This is a genomic window from Pseudonocardia sp. T1-2H (assembly GCF_038039215.1).
GTDB lineage: Bacteria > Actinomycetota > Actinomycetes > Mycobacteriales > Pseudonocardiaceae > Pseudonocardia.
In genome coordinates this window covers 4,119,993-4,135,246 of sequence record NZ_JBBPCL010000001.1, presented here as the reverse complement: position 1 = coordinate 4,135,246, position 15,254 = coordinate 4,119,993, and the positions used below count along the sequence as shown (strand labels likewise).

Genomic DNA, 15,254 nt, shown 5'->3' with positions numbered 1-15,254 from the left:
CGCGGATTGACACCGGCGTCACCGTCGCTGACGATGCCGGGGTGGCAGCGCCGACGCGAAGGACCGAACAGTGAGGTTCACCCCGGCGTGATCACCCGGCTGCTCATCGCCAATCGCGGCGAGGTCGCGATCCGGATCGCCCGCGCGGCCGCCGACCTGGGGATCCCGGCCGTCGCCGTCTTCGCCACGGACGACGCGGACGCGCCGCACGTCGTGAAGGCGGACGCGGCCGTCGCCCTGCGCGGCTCCGGTGTCCCCGCCTACCTCGACGTCGACGACATGCTCCGCGCCGCCGAGGAGGCGGGCGCGGACGCCGTCCACCCCGGCTACGGCTTCCTCAGCGAGAACGCCCGCTTCGCCGAGGCCTGCGCCGAACGAGGTCTCACGTTCGTCGGGCCGTCGCCGGAGATCCTCGCCGCGTTCGGGGACAAGACCCGCGCCCGGGAGCTGGCGCGGGCGGTCGGGCTCCCGCTGCTCGCCGGCACCGACGGCCCCGTCGACGCGGCCGGGGCGCAGGAGTTCCAGCGCTCGCTCCCGGCACCCGGGGCGGTGATGCTCAAGGCGGTCTCGGGCGGGGGAGGGCGCGGGATGCGGCGGGTCACGGACCCGTCGACGCTGCTCGACGCCTTCGCCCGCTGCGCGTCCGAGGCGAGATCCGCCTTCGGCGACGACCGGGTCTACGCCGAGGAGCTGCTCGCCCCCGCCCGGCACGTCGAGGTGCAGATCCTGGGCGACGGGACCGGTGCGGTGACGCAGCTCGGCGAGCGGGACTGCTCGATCCAGCGGCGGCACCAGAAGATCGTCGAGGTCGCGCCCGCCCCGGGCCTGTCCGCCGCCGTCCGGGCGGAGCTGCTCGCCGCGGCGGTGCGGCTGGGGGAGTCCGTCCGCTACACCGGGCTGGGGACCGTCGAGTTCCTGGTCAGCGGGGAGCGGATCGCGTTCATCGAGGTCAACCCCCGGCTGCAGGTCGAGCACACGGTCACCGAGGAGGTGACCGGGGTCGACCTCGTGCGGGCGCAGATCGAGCTCGCCGCCGGTTGCTCCCTCGCCGACCTGGGCCTCACCCAGGCCGAGGCGCCCGTGCCCGTCGGCGCCGCGCTGCAGGCCCGGATCAGCCTCGAGACCGCGAACCCGGACGGCACGATCACCCCCGCCGCCGGCACCCTGACCGCCTTCGAGCTCCCCGTCCGGCCGCGGGGTGCGCGTGGACGCCGCGGGCTACGTCGGTTACCGGACGAGCCTGCGCTACGACCCGCTGCTGGCGAAGCTGATCGTCCACGACCGCTCGCCGGACTTCGCCGCGCTCGCGGGCCGGGCCCACCGGGCGCTGTCCGAGGTGAACGTGGCGGGCGTGGACACCAACGTGGACGTGCTGGCCGGGATCGTCGCGCACCCCGCGTTCCGGTCCGGCGGGTTCACCACCGGGTTCCTGGACGAGTACCTCGCCGAGATCCTGGCGACGGCCCGGCCGCACCGGTACGTCGAAGGCACCGTGGCCGCGGACCAGTGGAACCCGCCGGTGGAGGTCACGGTGCCGGAGGGGGCGACGGCGCTGCGCGCCTCCGCGCCCGGCACCGTCGTCGCCGTCGAGGCTGCGGACGGCGAGGAGGTCCGCGCCGGGGCGATCCTGCTGGTCCTCGAGGCGATGAAGATGGAGCACGTCGTGTCGGCGCCGGTCGCCGGCACGGTCCGGACGGTCGCCGTCGGGGTGGGGGACACGGTCGCCGCGCAGGACGTGCTGGTCGTCCTCGACCCCGTCGAGGGCCTGGCGGACGCCGCCGTCGCGCTCGACGAGATCGACCTCGACCTGGTCCGGCCCGACCTGGCCGAGGTGATCGAGCGGCACGCGATCGGGCTCGACGAGCGCCGCGGCGCGGCCGTCGAGAAGCGCCGGCGGACGGGCCTGCGGACCGCCCGGGAGAACCTCGCGGACCTCTGCGACGAGGGCAGCTTCGTCGAGTACGGGGCGCTCGCGATCGCCGCGCAACGCCAGCGCCGGTCGCTGGACGACCTCATCGAGCGCACGCCCGCGGACGGGATGCTGGCCGGCACCGCCACGATCAACGCCGATCTCGTGGGCGAGGAGAACGCCCGCGCGGTCGTGCTGTCCTACGACTACACGGTCCTCGCCGGCACGCAGGGCTTCACCAACCACAAGAAGAAGGACCGGATCTTCGAGCTCGCCGCGCGGCGGAAGCTCCCGGTCGTCGTCTACGCGGAGGGCGGGGAGGGCGGCCGGGGGACACGGACGGCAGCTGGGCGTCCATGCTGGACGTCCCCGCGTTCCAGCTGTTCGGCAGGCTCAGCGCGCTAGTGCCGCTCGTCGGCGTCGCGGCGGGCCGGTGCTTCGCGGGCAACGCCGCGCTGCTCGGCATCTGCGACGTGATCATCGCGGTCGAGGGCACGAGCCTCGGCATGGGCGGCCCGGCGATGATCGAGGGCGGCGGCCTGGGCGTCGTCGCGGCGGACGACGTGGGCCCGATGTCCGTGCAGGTGCCCAACGGCGTCGTCGACGTCCTGGTCCCCGACGAGGCCGAGGCGACCCGCGTCGCGAAGCAGTACCTCTCCTACTTCCAGGGCCCGGTGCGGGACTGGACCGCGCCGGACCAGCGGGCGCTGCGGCACGTCGTCCCGGAGAACCGGGTCCGCGTCTACGACATGCGCGCCGTGGTCGAGGGCCTGGCGGACGACGGTTCGGTGCTGGAGCTGCGCCGCGGTTTCGGCGCCGGGATGATCACCGCGCTGATCCGCGTCGAGGGCCGGCCGATGGGCCTGATCGCGAACAACCCGGCGCACCTGGGCGGCGCGATCGACCGGGACGCCGCGGACAAGGCCGCCCGGTTCCTGCAGCTCTGCGACGCGTTCGGGCTCCCGGTCGTCTCACTGTGCGACACCCCCGGCTTCATGGTCGGCACCGCGTCGGAGCGCGAGGCGACGGTCCGGCACTTCAGCCGGCTCTTCGTGATCGGGGCCAACCTGTCCGTGCCGCTCGGGCTGGTGATCATCCGCAAGTGCTACGGCCTGGGCGGGCAGGGGATGGCGGCGGGCAGCCTGAAGGCGCCGGCGTTCTCCGTGGCCTGGCCGACCGGCGAGCTCGGCGGGATGGGGCTGGAGGGCGCGGTGCGGCTGGGGTACCGCAAGGAGCTGGACGCGGTCGAGGACCTCGACGAGAGGCAGGCGCTGTTCGAGAAGAGGGTCGCCGCGGAGTACGAGAAGGGCAAGGCGCTCGCCACCGCGACGGTCTTCGAGATCGACGACGTGATCGACCCGGCCGAGACCCGCCGCTGGATCACCAGCTCGTTCCCGGAGCGGAAGGTGGGCCCGCAGCCGGAGAAGGTCCGCCCGAACATCGACGCCTGGTAGCCGGTCAGACGGCGTCGGCGCCCCGTTCCCCCGTGCGGACCCGCACGATCGTGTCCACCGGGGTGACCCAGATCTTGCCGTCGCCGATCTTCCCGGTCCGGGCGGACTCGACGATGGCGTCGACGACCTTGTCCGCCAGCACGTCGTCCGTCACGATCTCCAGCCGCACCTTCGGGACCAGGTCCACGGCGTACTCCGCGCCGCGGTAGACCTCCGTGTGGCCCTTCTGTCGGCCGTAGCCCTGCACCTCGCTGACGGTCATCCCGAGCACGGCGAGCTGCTCGAGCGCGTTCCGGATGTCCTCCAGCGTGAACGGCTTGACGATGGCGGTGATCAGCTTCACGGTCCGGTCTCCTCGCGGGCGGCCGCGGCGACGGGACCGCCGGTCGGGGGCCTGCCGGCGGCGCCGGGAATGCCGCCGCCCAGGGTCGAGTAGTCGTAACCGGTCTCGGCGTGCTCGGCCTCGTCGACACCGGTGACCTCCTCCTCGTCGTCGACCCGGAACCCGATGGTCTTCTTGACGATCGTCCCGAGGACGAACGCGAGGATGAACGAGTAGAGGAGCACGGCGCCCGCGGCGATCGCCTGCCGGCCGAGCTGGATCAGCCCGCCCCCGTAGAAGAGCCCGTTGTCCCCGAGGGCGGCCGGGTTGACGGCGTTGTTCCCGAAGAAGCCGATGAGCAGGGTGCCGATGATCCCGCCGACCAGGTGGACGCCGACGACGTCGAGCGAGTCGTCGAAGCCGAACCGGTACTTGAGGCTCACGGCCAGCGCGCAGACCGCGCCGGCGACCAGCCCGATCGCGAGCGCGCCCATCGGGGCCACGTACCCGCAGGCCGGGGTGATCGCGACGAGCCCGGCCACGGCGCCCGACGCCGCACCGAGGGTCGTGGGCTTGCCGTCGCGCAGCTGTTCGACGATCAGCCAGCCCAGCACGGCGGTGCAGGTGGCGAGGGTGGTGTTTGTGAACGCCGTACCGGCGAGGTCGCTCGCGCTCAGCGCGGACCCGGCGTTGAAGCCGTACCAGCCGAACCAGAGCAGACTCGCCCCGAGCAGCACGAACGGCAGGCTGTGCGGGCGCATCCGCTCCCGCGGCCAGCCACGGCGCCTGCCCAGGACGAGGGCCAGGGCGAGGCCCGCCGCGCCCGCGTTGATGTGGACGGCCGTCCCGCCGGCGAAGTCCTCCGCCTTGAGGCTGTTCGCGATCCAGCCGCCGACGTTGTTCGGGCCGGTGAAGCCGTCGAACGAGAAGACCCAGTGGGCGACCGGGAAGTAGCACAGGCTCACCCAGCCGACGACGAACGCCGTCCAGCCCCAGAACTTGGCGCGGTCCGCGATCGCGCCCGAGATCAGGGCCGGGGTGATCACGGCGAACATCAGCTGGAACATGACGAACGCCGTGGCCGGCAGCGCGTCGGGCCCGGGCCACGGCGTGGCCGGGGTGCCCACGCCGACGAGGTGGCCGACCGTGTTCGCCAGGCCGGCGAACTCCGCGCCGCCGACCAGGCGGCCGAACGCGTCGTTCCCGAACGCCCAGCTGTAGCCGTACAACGCCCACAGCACACCGACGACCGCCAGGCAGATGAAATTCATCATCAGCATGTTCAGGACGCTCTTGCTGCGGACCATTCCACCGTAGAAGAACGCCAGTCCCGGCGTCATGAGCATGACGAGTGCGGCGCTCGCCAGCACCCAGGCCGTGTCCCCTGCGTTGACCACTGTGCCTCCCGCGTCGAGCCCGACCGGTCTCGGACCGGAATGCTCTTCGCGCAGTGTTTCCGGCAGGGGCGGGCCACCGTTTCCGCACGGTGAACGGCCTTCACATTCGTGATTTCGATGCTGATTCCGGACGATTCGCCAGGGGGAGATCATCGATCTCGGAATGCTTCCAGAAATGACGAGCGGGGCGCAACCTCCCGAAAACGGCGAGACCGCCGCCCAGCTCCGCGTGATCGTCGACGCGATGGCGGAGACGTTTCGATCCCGGCCGAGGCGGCCTGACCCCGGCGTAGGGCTCCGGGGCGGTCAGCCGGCTGCCAGGACGGCGCGGGCGCCGTCGACGCCCTCCGTCGCGATCACCCCGCGGATGGCCTTCTTGTCGTACTTGCCGACGCTGGTCTTGGGGACCTCGGGGACGAAGAGGAACGTGTCCGGGACCCAGAACTTGAGGAACCCCTCCGTGAGCAGGTGCTCCTGCAGTTCCTCGCTGGTCAGCGACGCGTCCGAGGGCACGACGCAGGCGAGCGGTCGTTCGAGCCACTTCTCGTCCTCGACGCCGACGACCGTCGCCTCGGCGACCTTGGGATGGAGCATCAGCGCGTTCTCCAGGTCGATCGTGGAGATCCACTCGCCGCCGGACTTGATCAGGTCCTTGCTGCGGTCCTTGAGCAGGACGTAGCCCTCGGGGTCGATGCAGCCGACGTCGCCGGTGCGCAGCCAGCCGTCGACGATCGAGTCCGCGGTGCGCTCGTCCCGGTAGTACTCACTCGCGGTGAACGGGGAGCGGACGTGGAAGTCCCCGATGCTGGTGCCGTCCCAGGGCAGCTCGTCGCCGGTCGCCGGGTCGACGACCTTGATCTGCAGCAGCGGGATCGGCAGGCCCTGGGTCTGGCGCAGCGTGTAGATCTCGTCCTCGGTGCGGTCCGCCAGCGTCGACTTGAGCGCGAAGAAGCAGATCTGCGGGGAGTTCTCGGTCATGCCGTAGCCCTGCATGACCTCGCACGCGTACTCGTCGTTGAACCACTTCATCACGGCCTTCGACGGCGCCTGCCCGCCCAGCCAGAGCGTGTCCAGCGAGGACAGGTCCCGCGGCCGGTCGCTCGCGCGGACGGCGTCGCGGATCATCGTGCCGATCGTGACGGCGGCGTTCATCCCGGTGACGCCGAGGTCCTCGATGATGTCGACGTAGTCGCCGGGCGTGGGGGGCGCGCCCGGCAGGACGAGCGTCGCGCCCTGCAGGAGCGCCGTGTGCGGGATGTTCCAGCCGTTGCAGTGGAACATGGGCGCGACCTCGAGCCAGATCTGGCGCTCGGCCATGTTCAGCTTGTCGTGCATGGCGAGGCACATGGCGGACGCGGTCTTCTCGTCGAACTCTGCGAACTGGGCGTTCTCGTCGCCGCCGGCGAGCAGTTCCTCGTAGGAGTGGACGGGGATCGTGAGCCGGTGCTCCGGGACGGCGTCGGCCAGCACGATCACGGCCTCGACGGTCGGGAGGCCCAGCTCCAGGAGCTCCGCGACGAGGCCGAGCTGGTCGACGTCGACGAGCAGGAACCGGTCCTCGGTCTTGTCGATCGTGAACTTCTGCTGGGCGGGGGAGAGGCGGAGGTTGATCGTGTGCAGGACCGCCTGGATGCCGGGGACCCCGAAGTAGGTCTCGAGGTGGCGGTAGTGGTTCCACGCGAGCGTGCCGATCCGATCGCCCGGGGCGACGCCGAGCGTGGTGAGGGCGTCGCCGAGGCGCCGCGTGCGTTTGCCGAACTCGCGGTAGGTGTAGCGGTGGTACTCGCCGGGGCCGAGCCTGGTGACGATCTGTTTGTCGGCGAAGAGTCGCTCGGTCCGCCACAGCAAGGAGTGCAGCATCCGTCCTACGGATCTCCTGCCGGCGTGCGCCGCCCCGGGCAGCGCCCCGCGGCGCTGTCGTCGGCGCCGATGCGACCCCGGGATCGGTCCCTCCTCGGCCTTGCGGGGCATCCACCGCCGAACGCCGCACGCCCGGCATGGCTCCGCAGGACCGCGGGCGAGCGGCGCGGCAGCGTGCCAGGCTGGGTCCATGGATCGCGACGCGAACGGCCCGGAGGACGACTCGGACCAGCTCGAACCCGAGGACACGCTGGACGACCGGGGTCCGGACGACGTGCTGGACGAGGGCTACTCGCCGCCGGAGCGCCCCTGGAACGCCTCGGAGCACGAGGACCTCGCAGAGCGCCTGTCCGAGGAGCTGCCGGAGTACGGTGCCGGCGACTCCGGGGGCGACGGCCTCGGGGACGCCTCGGACACCGACGGCGAGCTGGCCGACGACCAGGTCGGCGACGTCCGCGCCGGCCGCCTGGTCGACGCGGACGGGGGCGGCGCCGTCGACACGGACGCGGACTCCTGGGCCGAGGACGTCGGCGTCGACGGCGCCGGGGCGTCGTCGGAGGAGGCCGCCGTCCACGTGGTGGGCGACGACGAGGGCTGACCGTGAGGTCGGCTCAGCCGGGCCGGCCTTCGGCCGTGTCGTGCGCGGCGGTGACCGCGAGCATCGCGGTCAGCTGGTCGATCAACCACCCGACGACTCCGCCCGCGGCACGGCCCGCTCCTGCAGCCAGCTGAGCAGCGCGCCCTCGGTGAGGGCCACCCAGCCGCGCAGCGTCATCAGATGCAGCGGCGCGGGGTCCTCGAGCCCGCTCCGCTCGACGAGCAGCGCGACGATGTGCCGGCGCACCGCGTCGACCAGCGCGTCGGTCTCCCCGGTCGCGATCACCGACCCGCTGCGCAGCAGGGCCACGTAGGCCTGGGCGTGCCGTTCGACGGTGTCGAGGAACGCGTCGAGCGCGGCGCGCAGCTGCTCGGTGGGGAGGACGTCCGAGCCGCTGCCGGGCAGCGAGATCCGGTCGATCAGCTCGTCGACGATCGTGGACAGCGCCGCGACGTGCAACGACGGCAGGTTCGGGAAGTACCGGTAGAACAGCGCGCGCGAGACGTCCGCGGCCCGGCTGACGTCGTCGACCGTCACCTGCTCCGGAGGCATCCGGGCGTAGAGCTCCAGCGCCGCCGCCACGAGGTGGTCGCGGCGGCGCTCGGGGCTCATCCGGCGCGCCGGCCTGGCGACGCTCACAGGTCCAGCACCACGCGGTCGCCCTCCGCTCTCGCCACGCACAGGGCCATCGAACCCGGTGCGGAGGTGTCCCGCTCGGTGCGTCCCGCCACCAGCCGGACGTGGCACGTCCCGCAGAAGCCCTGTCGGCACGAGTACGGGACGGCCGGCAGCACGGCTTGCACGGCGTCGAGCGCGGACCGGTCCGCCGGGACGTCGACCGTCCGTCCCGTCCGGGCCAGCTCGACGGTGAACGCCCGGCCGCCACGCACCGGCGGCGGGGAGAAGCGCTCGGAGTGCAGCCGATGCCCGGCCGGGACGGCCCGGCGCACCGCGTCGATCATGGGCGGCGGGCCGCAGCAGTAGACCGCCGAGCCTCGGGGGAGCGCGGCGAGCTGCTCCGCGACCAGCGCGGCGACGGGCGGTGGCCCGCCGTGTTCGTCGTCCGGGCGCAGGAGGACGTGGGCGGCGTCGAGTCCGGCCGACAGGGGCAGGGACGCCCGGTCCCGCCCGGTGTGCACCAGCCGCCACGGCACCCCGGCGGCCGCGGCCGCCCGCGCCATCGGCGCGAGCGGGGTGATCCCGATGCCGCCGGCCAGGAACAGGTAGCCGGGCGCGGCGGCGAGGGGGAAGGCGTTGCGCGGCCCGCGGACCGTGATCTCCGTGCCGGGTGCCAGCCCGTGGACCTCGGTCGAGCCGGCCGCGAGGCGGCGCACCGCGATCCGGTAGCTCGCGCGATCGGCCGGGTCCCCGCACAGCGAGTACTGGCGCAGGAGTCCCGACGGCAGCAGCAGGTCCAGATGCGCGCCGGGCCGCCACGCGGGAAGGTCCGCGCCGTCCGGGCGCGCGAGCGTCAGCCCGGCGACGTCCGGTGCCTCCGCCCGGACGGCGGTGACCGTCAGCCGGAGGTCCCGGTCCACCGGCTGTGCCGGACGCCGGCGCCGCCCGCTGCGCAGGGCGATCCGCAGCGCGGTGCTGCCGATGACCTCGGCGAGGCGGTCCTCGTTCACGCCGCGCCGGCCGATCCGTCCGCCGCCCGCGCCGCGGGGGAGGACGCCAGGTAGGCGACCGCGGCATCGGTGGAGCCGTAGCGCGACGGGTGGTAGTCCGGCCGCAGATAGGCGACCACGCACCGCAGCATCGCCCCGAGCGGCGGGCAGAGCCCGAGCCGCGCGGCTCGGGCGAGGTCCCGCCACCGGGCGCGCCTCGGTTCCGGGTCCCGCGACAGCAGGAACGCGACGCCGTGGGCCCAGAGCCGCACGAGCATCGGTGCCGCGATCGCGAGGTTCCGCACCCGGCGGAGGTAGCGGCCGTCGAGGTGCACGTAGAGGTCGTGCGCGACGCTGCGGTGCTCCACCTCCTCGGCGCCGTGCCAGCGCAGCAGGTCCAGCATCGTCGGGTCCGCGTGCGCCCGGTCCAGCGCGCTCGCGTCGAGCACCCACTGGCCGAGGAACGCCGTCAGGTGCTCGATGGCCGCGACCAGCGCGACCCGCTCCACCAGCCACTCCTGGGCCGCGGGGCCGTCGAGGCCCCGGTCGCCGAGCGCCTCGCGGAACACCCACTCGATCCTGCCGACGTACGGGCCGGTGTCGATGCCGGCGGTCGCGAGGTGGTCCAGCACCCCCTGGTGCGACACCGCGTGCATCGCCTCCTGCCCGATGAACCCGCGCACGTCCTCCGCCAGCTGCGGGTCCTTGACCAGCGGCAACGCGTCGGAGAACAGCCGGACGAACCACCGCTCGCCCTCCGGCAGGAGCAGGTGCAGCACGTCGAGCAGGTGGGTGGCGAAGGGCTCGCCGGGGATCCAGTGCAGCGGCAGTGCGGACCAGTCGAAGGCGACGTCCCGGGCGTGCAGCGCGATCCGGTCGGGGTCCTGGTTCATCGGGGACCGATCTCCCGCTTCGCGAACTCCCGGAGCAGCCCCGGGGTCAGCCGGGAGGCCAGCAGGCCGAGGTGGGCCTCGGGCGTCACCGGGACCAGCGGGCTGTCGTGCTCGACGGCGTGCACGATCCGTTCCGCCACGCGCTCCGGGGTGTAGTTGCGCTTCGCGTAGAGCGCGGTCGTCGCGCCCTGCCGTCGCTTCTCGGTCTCGGCGTCGGTCCCGACGAACCGGGTGGTCACGGTGATGTTGGTGTGCACGAAGCCGGGACAGATCGCGCTGACCCCGATTCCCTCGCCCGCCAGCTCGGCGCGCAGGCACTCCGTCAGGGTGAGGACCGCGGACTTGGTGGTCGCGTACGCGGCGAGCGTGCGCTGCGGGAGGTAGGCGGCGGCCGAGGCGACGTTGACGACGTGCCCGCCCTCGCCGTGTTCGCGCAGCTGCGCGGCGAACAGCCGGCTGCCGTGGATGATGCCCCACAGGTTGACGTCGATGATCCGCTGCCAGTCCTCGGGCGTGGTGTCCGCGAAGGAGCCGGCCATGCCGATGCCCGCGTTGTTCACCACCACGTCCGGCACCCCGTGCTCGGCGGCGACGCGCTTGGCGAACGCCTCCATCGCCGCTCCGTCGGAGACGTCGACCGGGTGGGCGGATGCCCGCGCGCCTGCGGCCTGGACGAGCCGGACGGTCTCGTCCGCGGTCGCCGCGTCCCGGTCCGCGACGACGATCTCCGCGCCCCGCCGCGCGAAGGCCAGCGCGGTGGCGCGGCCGATCCCGCTGCCGGCCCCGGTCACGACGACGAGCCGGTCCGCCCAGCGGTCCCGGGCCCGCGCCTTCGCCAGCGCCGGGCTCGTCGGGCCTCCCGCCACGCTCGTCATCAGCTCGCGGACACACCGGGCGATGACGTCCGGCCGGGTCCGCGGCACCCAGTGCCCGCCCGGGATGCGCCGCACCGCGAGGTCGTCGACGTACTCGTCGATCTCGGTCTGCAGCGGGGCGGTGACGTAGGCGTCCCGGGTGGGCGCGAGCACCTGCACAGGGACGCTCGTCCGCCGGGCCTCGGCTTTCGCCAGCCGCGCGCCGAAGTTCGCGCGGTAGAGCTCGAGTCCGCGCACCGCGTCCGAGGTCGACGGGCGCGGCACGCCCTCGCGCGCCGCGATCACCCGCCCGAACAGCCCGGAGCGCCACGCGAGCACCGGCAGCACGGGGAGCTGGAACAGCACCGTGTACCAGGACGCGGCCGCCTGGCGGAGCCGGTCGCCGAGGCGCCCGCGCCGGAACCAGCGCGCGGCGTGGTCGAGACACGGCCCGGAGATCGACGTGTACGACGCGACCCGGCCGGCCAACCGTTCCCCCGTCACCGCGTGCCAGGTCTGGATCGCGCCCCAGTCGTGCGCGAGCAGGTGCACCGGCCGGTCCGGGCTGACGGCGTCGATCACCCGCGCGAGGTCGTCCGCGAGCTGGTCGAGCGCGTAGCCCGCCCTGGTCGGGGGCGCCCCCGACGCGCCCGCGCCCCGGACGTCGTAGGTGACGACGTGGACATCCGCGCCCAGCGCGGCCACCACCCCGTCCCAGACCGTGTGGTCGTCCGGATACCCGTGTATCGCGACGACGGTCTGCCCTGCGGCCCGATCCCCGTGCTCCTGGACGGCCAGCCGCAGGCCGTCGGAGGTCACCACCTCGCTGTGAGACATGCTGTCATCATAGAAACCGTGTCAACAAGGCTCCGTTGATCGCCCGCGTTCGGCACTTTCGTTCACCAGGTCCGACCGAAGGTGCCGTTCGTGCGATCGCCGGCGGTCACCTGGTGCGGCGGTCCTTGAGGCGCTGCAGCTTGCCGACCGAGCGCTCCAGCGAGTCCGGCTCCACGACCTCGCAGGTCACGGAGACTCCGATGCCGTCCTTGACCGCCTTGACGAGCTCGGCCGCCGCGGCCTCCCGGCGCTCGGGGGTGGTGTCCTCGCGCGCCTCGACCCGCACCGCGAGGGCGTCCATCCGGCCCTCGGTGGTGAGCTCGAGCTGGAAGTGCGGGGCGAACCCCGGCGTGCGCAGGACGATCTCCTCGATCTGGGTCGGGAAGAGGTTCACCCCGCGCAGGATGATCATGTCGTCGCTGCGGCCGGTGATCTTGGCCATCCGGCGCATCGACGGCCGCGCGGTGCCGGGCAGCAACGTCGTCAGGTCGCGGGTGCGGTACCGGATGATCGGCAACGCCTCCTTGGTGAGGCTGGTGAAGAGGAGCTCGCCCTCCTCGCCGTCCGGCAGAGGAGTGCCGTCGAGGGGGTCCACGACCTCGGGGAGGAAGTGGTCCTCCCAGATGTGCAGCCCGTCCTTGGTCTCCACGCACTCCTGCGAGACGCCCGGGCCCATGACCTCGGACAGCCCGTAGATGTCGACGGCGTGGATGTTCATCCGCTCCTCGATCTCGGAGCGCATCTGCTCGGTCCACGGCTCGGCGCCGAAGATGCCGACCTTCAGCGAGGTCGACCGCGGGTCGATGCCCTGGCGCGCGAACTCGTCGAGCAGGGTCAGCATGTAGCTCGGGGTGAGCATGATGACGTCCGGCTCGAAGTCGGAGATGAGCTGGACCTGTCGCGGGGTCATGCCGCCGGACACCGGGATCACCGTCGCGCCGAGCTTCTCGATGCCGTAGTGCGCGCCGAGGCCGCCGGTGAACAGGCCGTAGCCGTAGGCGTTGTGGATCTTCTGGCCGGGCCTGCCGCCGGCGGCGCGGATGGAGCGGGCGATGAGCCCGGCCCAGTCGTCGATGTCCTTCGCGGTGTAGCCCACGACGGTGGGCTTGCCGGTGGTGCCGGACGACGCGTGGACGCGCCGGACCTGCTCCTGCGGCACGGCGAACATCCCGAACGGGTAGTTGTCCCGCAGGTCCTTCTTGCTCGTCGTCGGGTACCTGGCGATGTCCGCGAGCTCGCGGCAGTCGTCCGGGTGCACGCCGTGGGCGTCGAAGGCGCGGCGATAGTGCGGGACGTTCTCGTAGGCGTGCCGCAGCGTCCACTGCAGACGGGAGAGCTGCAGGGCGCGCAGCTCGTCGGCGGACATGCGTTCGGCCGGGTCGAGGGTCTCCGGCGCCGGGGCGTCGCCGAGCCGGCGGGCGGGGGCGGTGGTGGTCACTTGCCGCTCTCCTTCTTGGCGACCAGCGTGAGGACGTCGTAGCGGGCGACGGACTGGCCGTCCTGGCGGGTGACGTCGGCGTCCCAGCGGACCTCGCCGTAGCCGGCGGACTCGCGCGGGGTGAGCTGTTTGCAGGTCAGGGTGACGGTGAGCTCGTCGCCGAACTTGACGGGGGTGAGGAACCGCAGGTTGTCGACGCCGAAGTTGGCCAGCACCGGCCCGGGCGCGGGGTCGACGAACAGCCCGGCGGCGAAGGAGACGATCAGGTAGCCGTGGGCGACGCGCTCGCCGAACAGCGGGTTCGCGGCGGCGGCCTCGGCGTCCATGTGGGCGTAGAAGGTGTCGCCGGTGAACTCGGCGAAGTGCTCGACGTCGGCCTGGGTGACCGTGCGCGGGCCGGCGACGAGGGTGTCTCCGGGCTTGAGCTCCTCGAGGTGCTTGCGGAACGGGTGCACGTCGGTCTCGTGGCGCTCGGCTCCGGCGACCCAGCGGCCGGTGATCGCGGCGAGGGTGTCCGGGTCGGCCTGGATCGCGGTGCGCTGCATGTGGTGCAGGACGCCGCGGATGCCGCCCATCTCCTCGCCGCCGCCGGCGCGGCCGGGGCCGCCGTGGACGAGCTGCGGCATCGGGGAGCCGTGCCCGGTGGACTCCTTCGCGTCCCGGGAGTTGAGCACGAGCAGCCGGCCGTGCCAGGGGGCGACACCGAGGACGACCTCGCGGGCGAAGGCGGTGTCGGCGGTGACGATCGAGCCGGCGAGGCTGCCCTGGCCGCGGGCGGCGTAGTCGATCAGCTGCGCGGTGGAGCTGTACGGGAGGAGGGTGGAGACCGGGCCGAAGGCCTCGACCTCGTGCGGCTCGGCCCGCTCCGGGTCGCCGACCAGCAGCATCGGTGAGATGAACGCGCCGCGGTCGGGGTCGGCGTCGAGGACGTCGACCCTGTCCGGGTCGCCGAAGACGATCCGGCCGGCGTCGGCGAGGGCCTTGATGCTGCGCCGGACCTCCTCGCGCTGGTCCAGGCTCGCCAGCGCGCCCATCCGGACGCCCTCGGATGCCGGGTTGCCGATGGTGATCTCGGCGAGCTCGGCGGAGACGGCCTCGACGACGGCGTCGACGTGCTGTTCGGGGACGAAGGCGCGGCGGATGGCGGTGCACTTCTGGCCGGCCTTGACGGTCATCTCGGCGACGAGGCCGTTGACGAACAGGTCGAACTCGTCGGTGCCGGGGGTGGCGTCCGGGCCGAGGGCGGAGAGGTTGAGCGAGTCCGCCTCGGCGGTGAACCGCACGGCGTTGCGGACGATCGCGGGGTGCGTGCGCAGGGTCTGCGCGGTGGAGGCGGAGCCGGTGAAGGACACGAGGTCCTGGCCGGTGAGGTGGTCGAACAGGTCCCCGACGCCGCCGGCGACGAACTGCAGCGCACCCGCGGGCAGCAGGCCGGAGTCGACGATGAGCTCGACGAGCCTCGCGGTGAGGAACGCGGTCGGGCTGGCGGGCTTGATCAGACTCGGGACGCCGGCGAGGAAGGCGGGGGCGAGCTTCTCCAGCGGGCCCCAGACGGGGAAGTTGAACGCGTTGACCTGGACGGCGACGCCGTGCAGCGGGGTGCAGACGTGCTGGCCGAGGAAGGTGCCGCCGCGGCCGAGGGGCTCCACGTCGCCGTCGACGTGGACGGTGTCGTTGGGCAGCTCGCGCTTGGCCTTGCTCGCGTAGGCCAGCAGCACGCCGATGCCGCCGTCGACGTCGAATTTCGAGTCCCCGAGGGTGGCGCCGGTGCGGGCGGAGACGGCGTAGAGCTCGTCGCGGTGTTCGCGCAGGTGCTGGCCGAGCGCCTTGAGGAGGGCGGCGCGCTGGTGGAAGGTCAGCTCACGCAGGGCCGGGCCACCGGCGCGGCGGCCGTAGTCCAGCGTGGCTCCGAAGTCGACCCCGTCCGACGAGATCCGGGCGACCTCCTCGCCGGTCACCGCGTCGAACAGCGGCCGCCCCTCGGCGGTGGGGGTGTGCCAGTCGCCGAGGACGTGGCTCCGGAGTGGGACGGTCATGTGCTCTCCTCGTCGTCGGGGAAGGTCCGACCCGCTCGCGCAGCGGGAC

Annotated in this window: 12 protein-coding genes and 1 pseudogene; 4 read left to right on the top strand and 9 right to left on the bottom strand. The window is 73.1% G+C overall.

The window, feature by feature from the left end:
- Window positions 1–33: 33 nt before the first annotated feature.
- From WBK50_RS20280 to WBK50_RS20270, 3 genes and pseudogenes are all read left to right on the top strand, one after another.
- Window positions 34–990, top strand: a pseudogene (locus WBK50_RS20280) (ATP-binding protein); the annotation flags it as partial.
- Between the two features lie 214 nt (window positions 991–1,204).
- The gene (locus WBK50_RS20275; RefSeq protein WP_341337108.1) at window positions 1,205–2,314 is read left to right on the top strand and encodes a biotin/lipoyl-containing protein; all 1,110 of its coding nucleotides are present in this window, start codon (window positions 1,205–1,207) and stop codon (window positions 2,312–2,314) included.
- Entirely contained in the window at window positions 2,266–3,363 is a 1,098-nt protein-coding gene (locus WBK50_RS20270) for an acyl-CoA carboxylase subunit beta (protein WP_341339463.1), read from the top strand. The genes WBK50_RS20275 and WBK50_RS20270 overlap by 49 nt, the downstream gene beginning before the upstream one ends.
- A gap of 4 nt (window positions 3,364–3,367) precedes the next feature.
- Here WBK50_RS20270 and WBK50_RS20265 read toward each other — a convergent pair whose 3' ends face one another.
- The 3 genes from WBK50_RS20265 to WBK50_RS20255 all read right to left on the bottom strand — a co-directional run bounded on the left by WBK50_RS20265 (window position 3,368) and on the right by WBK50_RS20255 (window position 6,942).
- On the bottom strand, window positions 3,368–3,706 hold the full coding sequence (locus WBK50_RS20265; RefSeq protein WP_341337107.1) for a P-II family nitrogen regulator: 339 nt from the start codon (window positions 3,704–3,706) through the stop codon (window positions 3,368–3,370).
- Complete coding sequence (locus tag WBK50_RS20260) at window positions 3,703–5,082, bottom strand: ammonium transporter (protein WP_341337106.1); 1,380 nt, start codon at window positions 5,080–5,082, stop codon at window positions 3,703–3,705. Before WBK50_RS20260 ends, WBK50_RS20265 begins: the two co-directional genes overlap by 4 nt.
- Before the next feature lie 306 nt (window positions 5,083–5,388).
- On the bottom strand, window positions 5,389–6,942 hold the full coding sequence (locus WBK50_RS20255; RefSeq protein ID WP_341337105.1) for an AMP-binding protein: 1,554 nt from the start codon (window positions 6,940–6,942) through the stop codon (window positions 5,389–5,391).
- 190 nt (window positions 6,943–7,132) lie between these two features.
- On the opposite strand from WBK50_RS20255, the gene WBK50_RS20250 reads away from it, so the two are divergent.
- A complete protein-coding gene (locus tag WBK50_RS20250) occupies window positions 7,133–7,540 on the top strand; it encodes a DUF5709 domain-containing protein (protein ID WP_341337104.1) in 408 nt (135 codons plus the stop codon).
- A gap of 81 nt (window positions 7,541–7,621) precedes the next feature.
- On the opposite strand, the gene WBK50_RS20245 is transcribed toward WBK50_RS20250, so the two are convergent.
- The 6 genes from WBK50_RS20245 to paaZ all read right to left on the bottom strand — a co-directional run bounded on the left by WBK50_RS20245 (window position 7,622) and on the right by paaZ (window position 15,205).
- The gene (locus WBK50_RS20245) at window positions 7,622–8,179 is read right to left on the bottom strand and encodes a TetR/AcrR family transcriptional regulator (RefSeq protein ID WP_341337103.1); all 558 of its coding nucleotides are present in this window, start codon (window positions 8,177–8,179) and stop codon (window positions 7,622–7,624) included.
- Window positions 8,176–9,168 (bottom strand): PDR/VanB family oxidoreductase, encoded by a 993-nt coding sequence (locus tag WBK50_RS20240; RefSeq protein ID WP_341337102.1) that lies wholly within the window; start codon window positions 9,166–9,168, stop codon window positions 8,176–8,178. Before WBK50_RS20240 ends, WBK50_RS20245 begins: the two co-directional genes overlap by 4 nt.
- On the bottom strand, window positions 9,165–10,040 hold the full coding sequence (locus tag WBK50_RS20235) for a metal-dependent hydrolase (RefSeq protein WP_341337101.1): 876 nt from the start codon (window positions 10,038–10,040) through the stop codon (window positions 9,165–9,167). The genes WBK50_RS20240 and WBK50_RS20235 overlap by 4 nt, the downstream gene beginning before the upstream one ends.
- Complete coding sequence (locus WBK50_RS20230; protein ID WP_341337100.1) at window positions 10,037–11,731, bottom strand: SDR family oxidoreductase; 1,695 nt, start codon at window positions 11,729–11,731, stop codon at window positions 10,037–10,039. Before WBK50_RS20230 ends, WBK50_RS20235 begins: the two co-directional genes overlap by 4 nt.
- Before the next feature lie 106 nt (window positions 11,732–11,837).
- Window positions 11,838–13,169 (bottom strand): phenylacetate--CoA ligase PaaK, encoded by a 1,332-nt coding sequence (gene paaK, locus WBK50_RS20225; protein ID WP_445942288.1) that lies wholly within the window; start codon window positions 13,167–13,169, stop codon window positions 11,838–11,840.
- Complete coding sequence (gene paaZ / locus WBK50_RS20220) at window positions 13,166–15,205, bottom strand: phenylacetic acid degradation bifunctional protein PaaZ (protein ID WP_341337099.1); 2,040 nt, start codon at window positions 15,203–15,205, stop codon at window positions 13,166–13,168. The genes paaK and paaZ overlap by 4 nt, the downstream gene beginning before the upstream one ends.
- Between the last annotated feature and the right edge of the window lie 49 nt (window positions 15,206–15,254).

Excerpts from the sequence above, each read along its gene's own strand:
- WBK50_RS20270 (WP_341339463.1), top strand. The coding sequence starts at position 2,266 with ATGCTGGACGTCCCCGCGTTCCAGCTGTTCGGCAGGCTCAGCGCGCTA.
- WBK50_RS20255 (WP_341337105.1), bottom strand. The coding sequence starts at position 6,942 with ATGCTGCACTCCTTGCTGTGGCGGACCGAGCGACTCTTCGCCGACAAA.
- WBK50_RS20250 (WP_341337104.1), top strand. The coding sequence starts at position 7,133 with ATGGATCGCGACGCGAACGGCCCGGAGGACGACTCGGACCAGCTCGAA.
- WBK50_RS20235 (WP_341337101.1), bottom strand. The coding sequence starts at position 10,040 with ATGAACCAGGACCCCGACCGGATCGCGCTGCACGCCCGGGACGTCGCC.
- WBK50_RS20230 (WP_341337100.1), bottom strand. The coding sequence starts at position 11,731 with ATGTCTCACAGCGAGGTGGTGACCTCCGACGGCCTGCGGCTGGCCGTC.
- paaZ (WP_341337099.1), bottom strand. The coding sequence starts at position 15,205 with ATGACCGTCCCACTCCGGAGCCACGTCCTCGGCGACTGGCACACCCCC.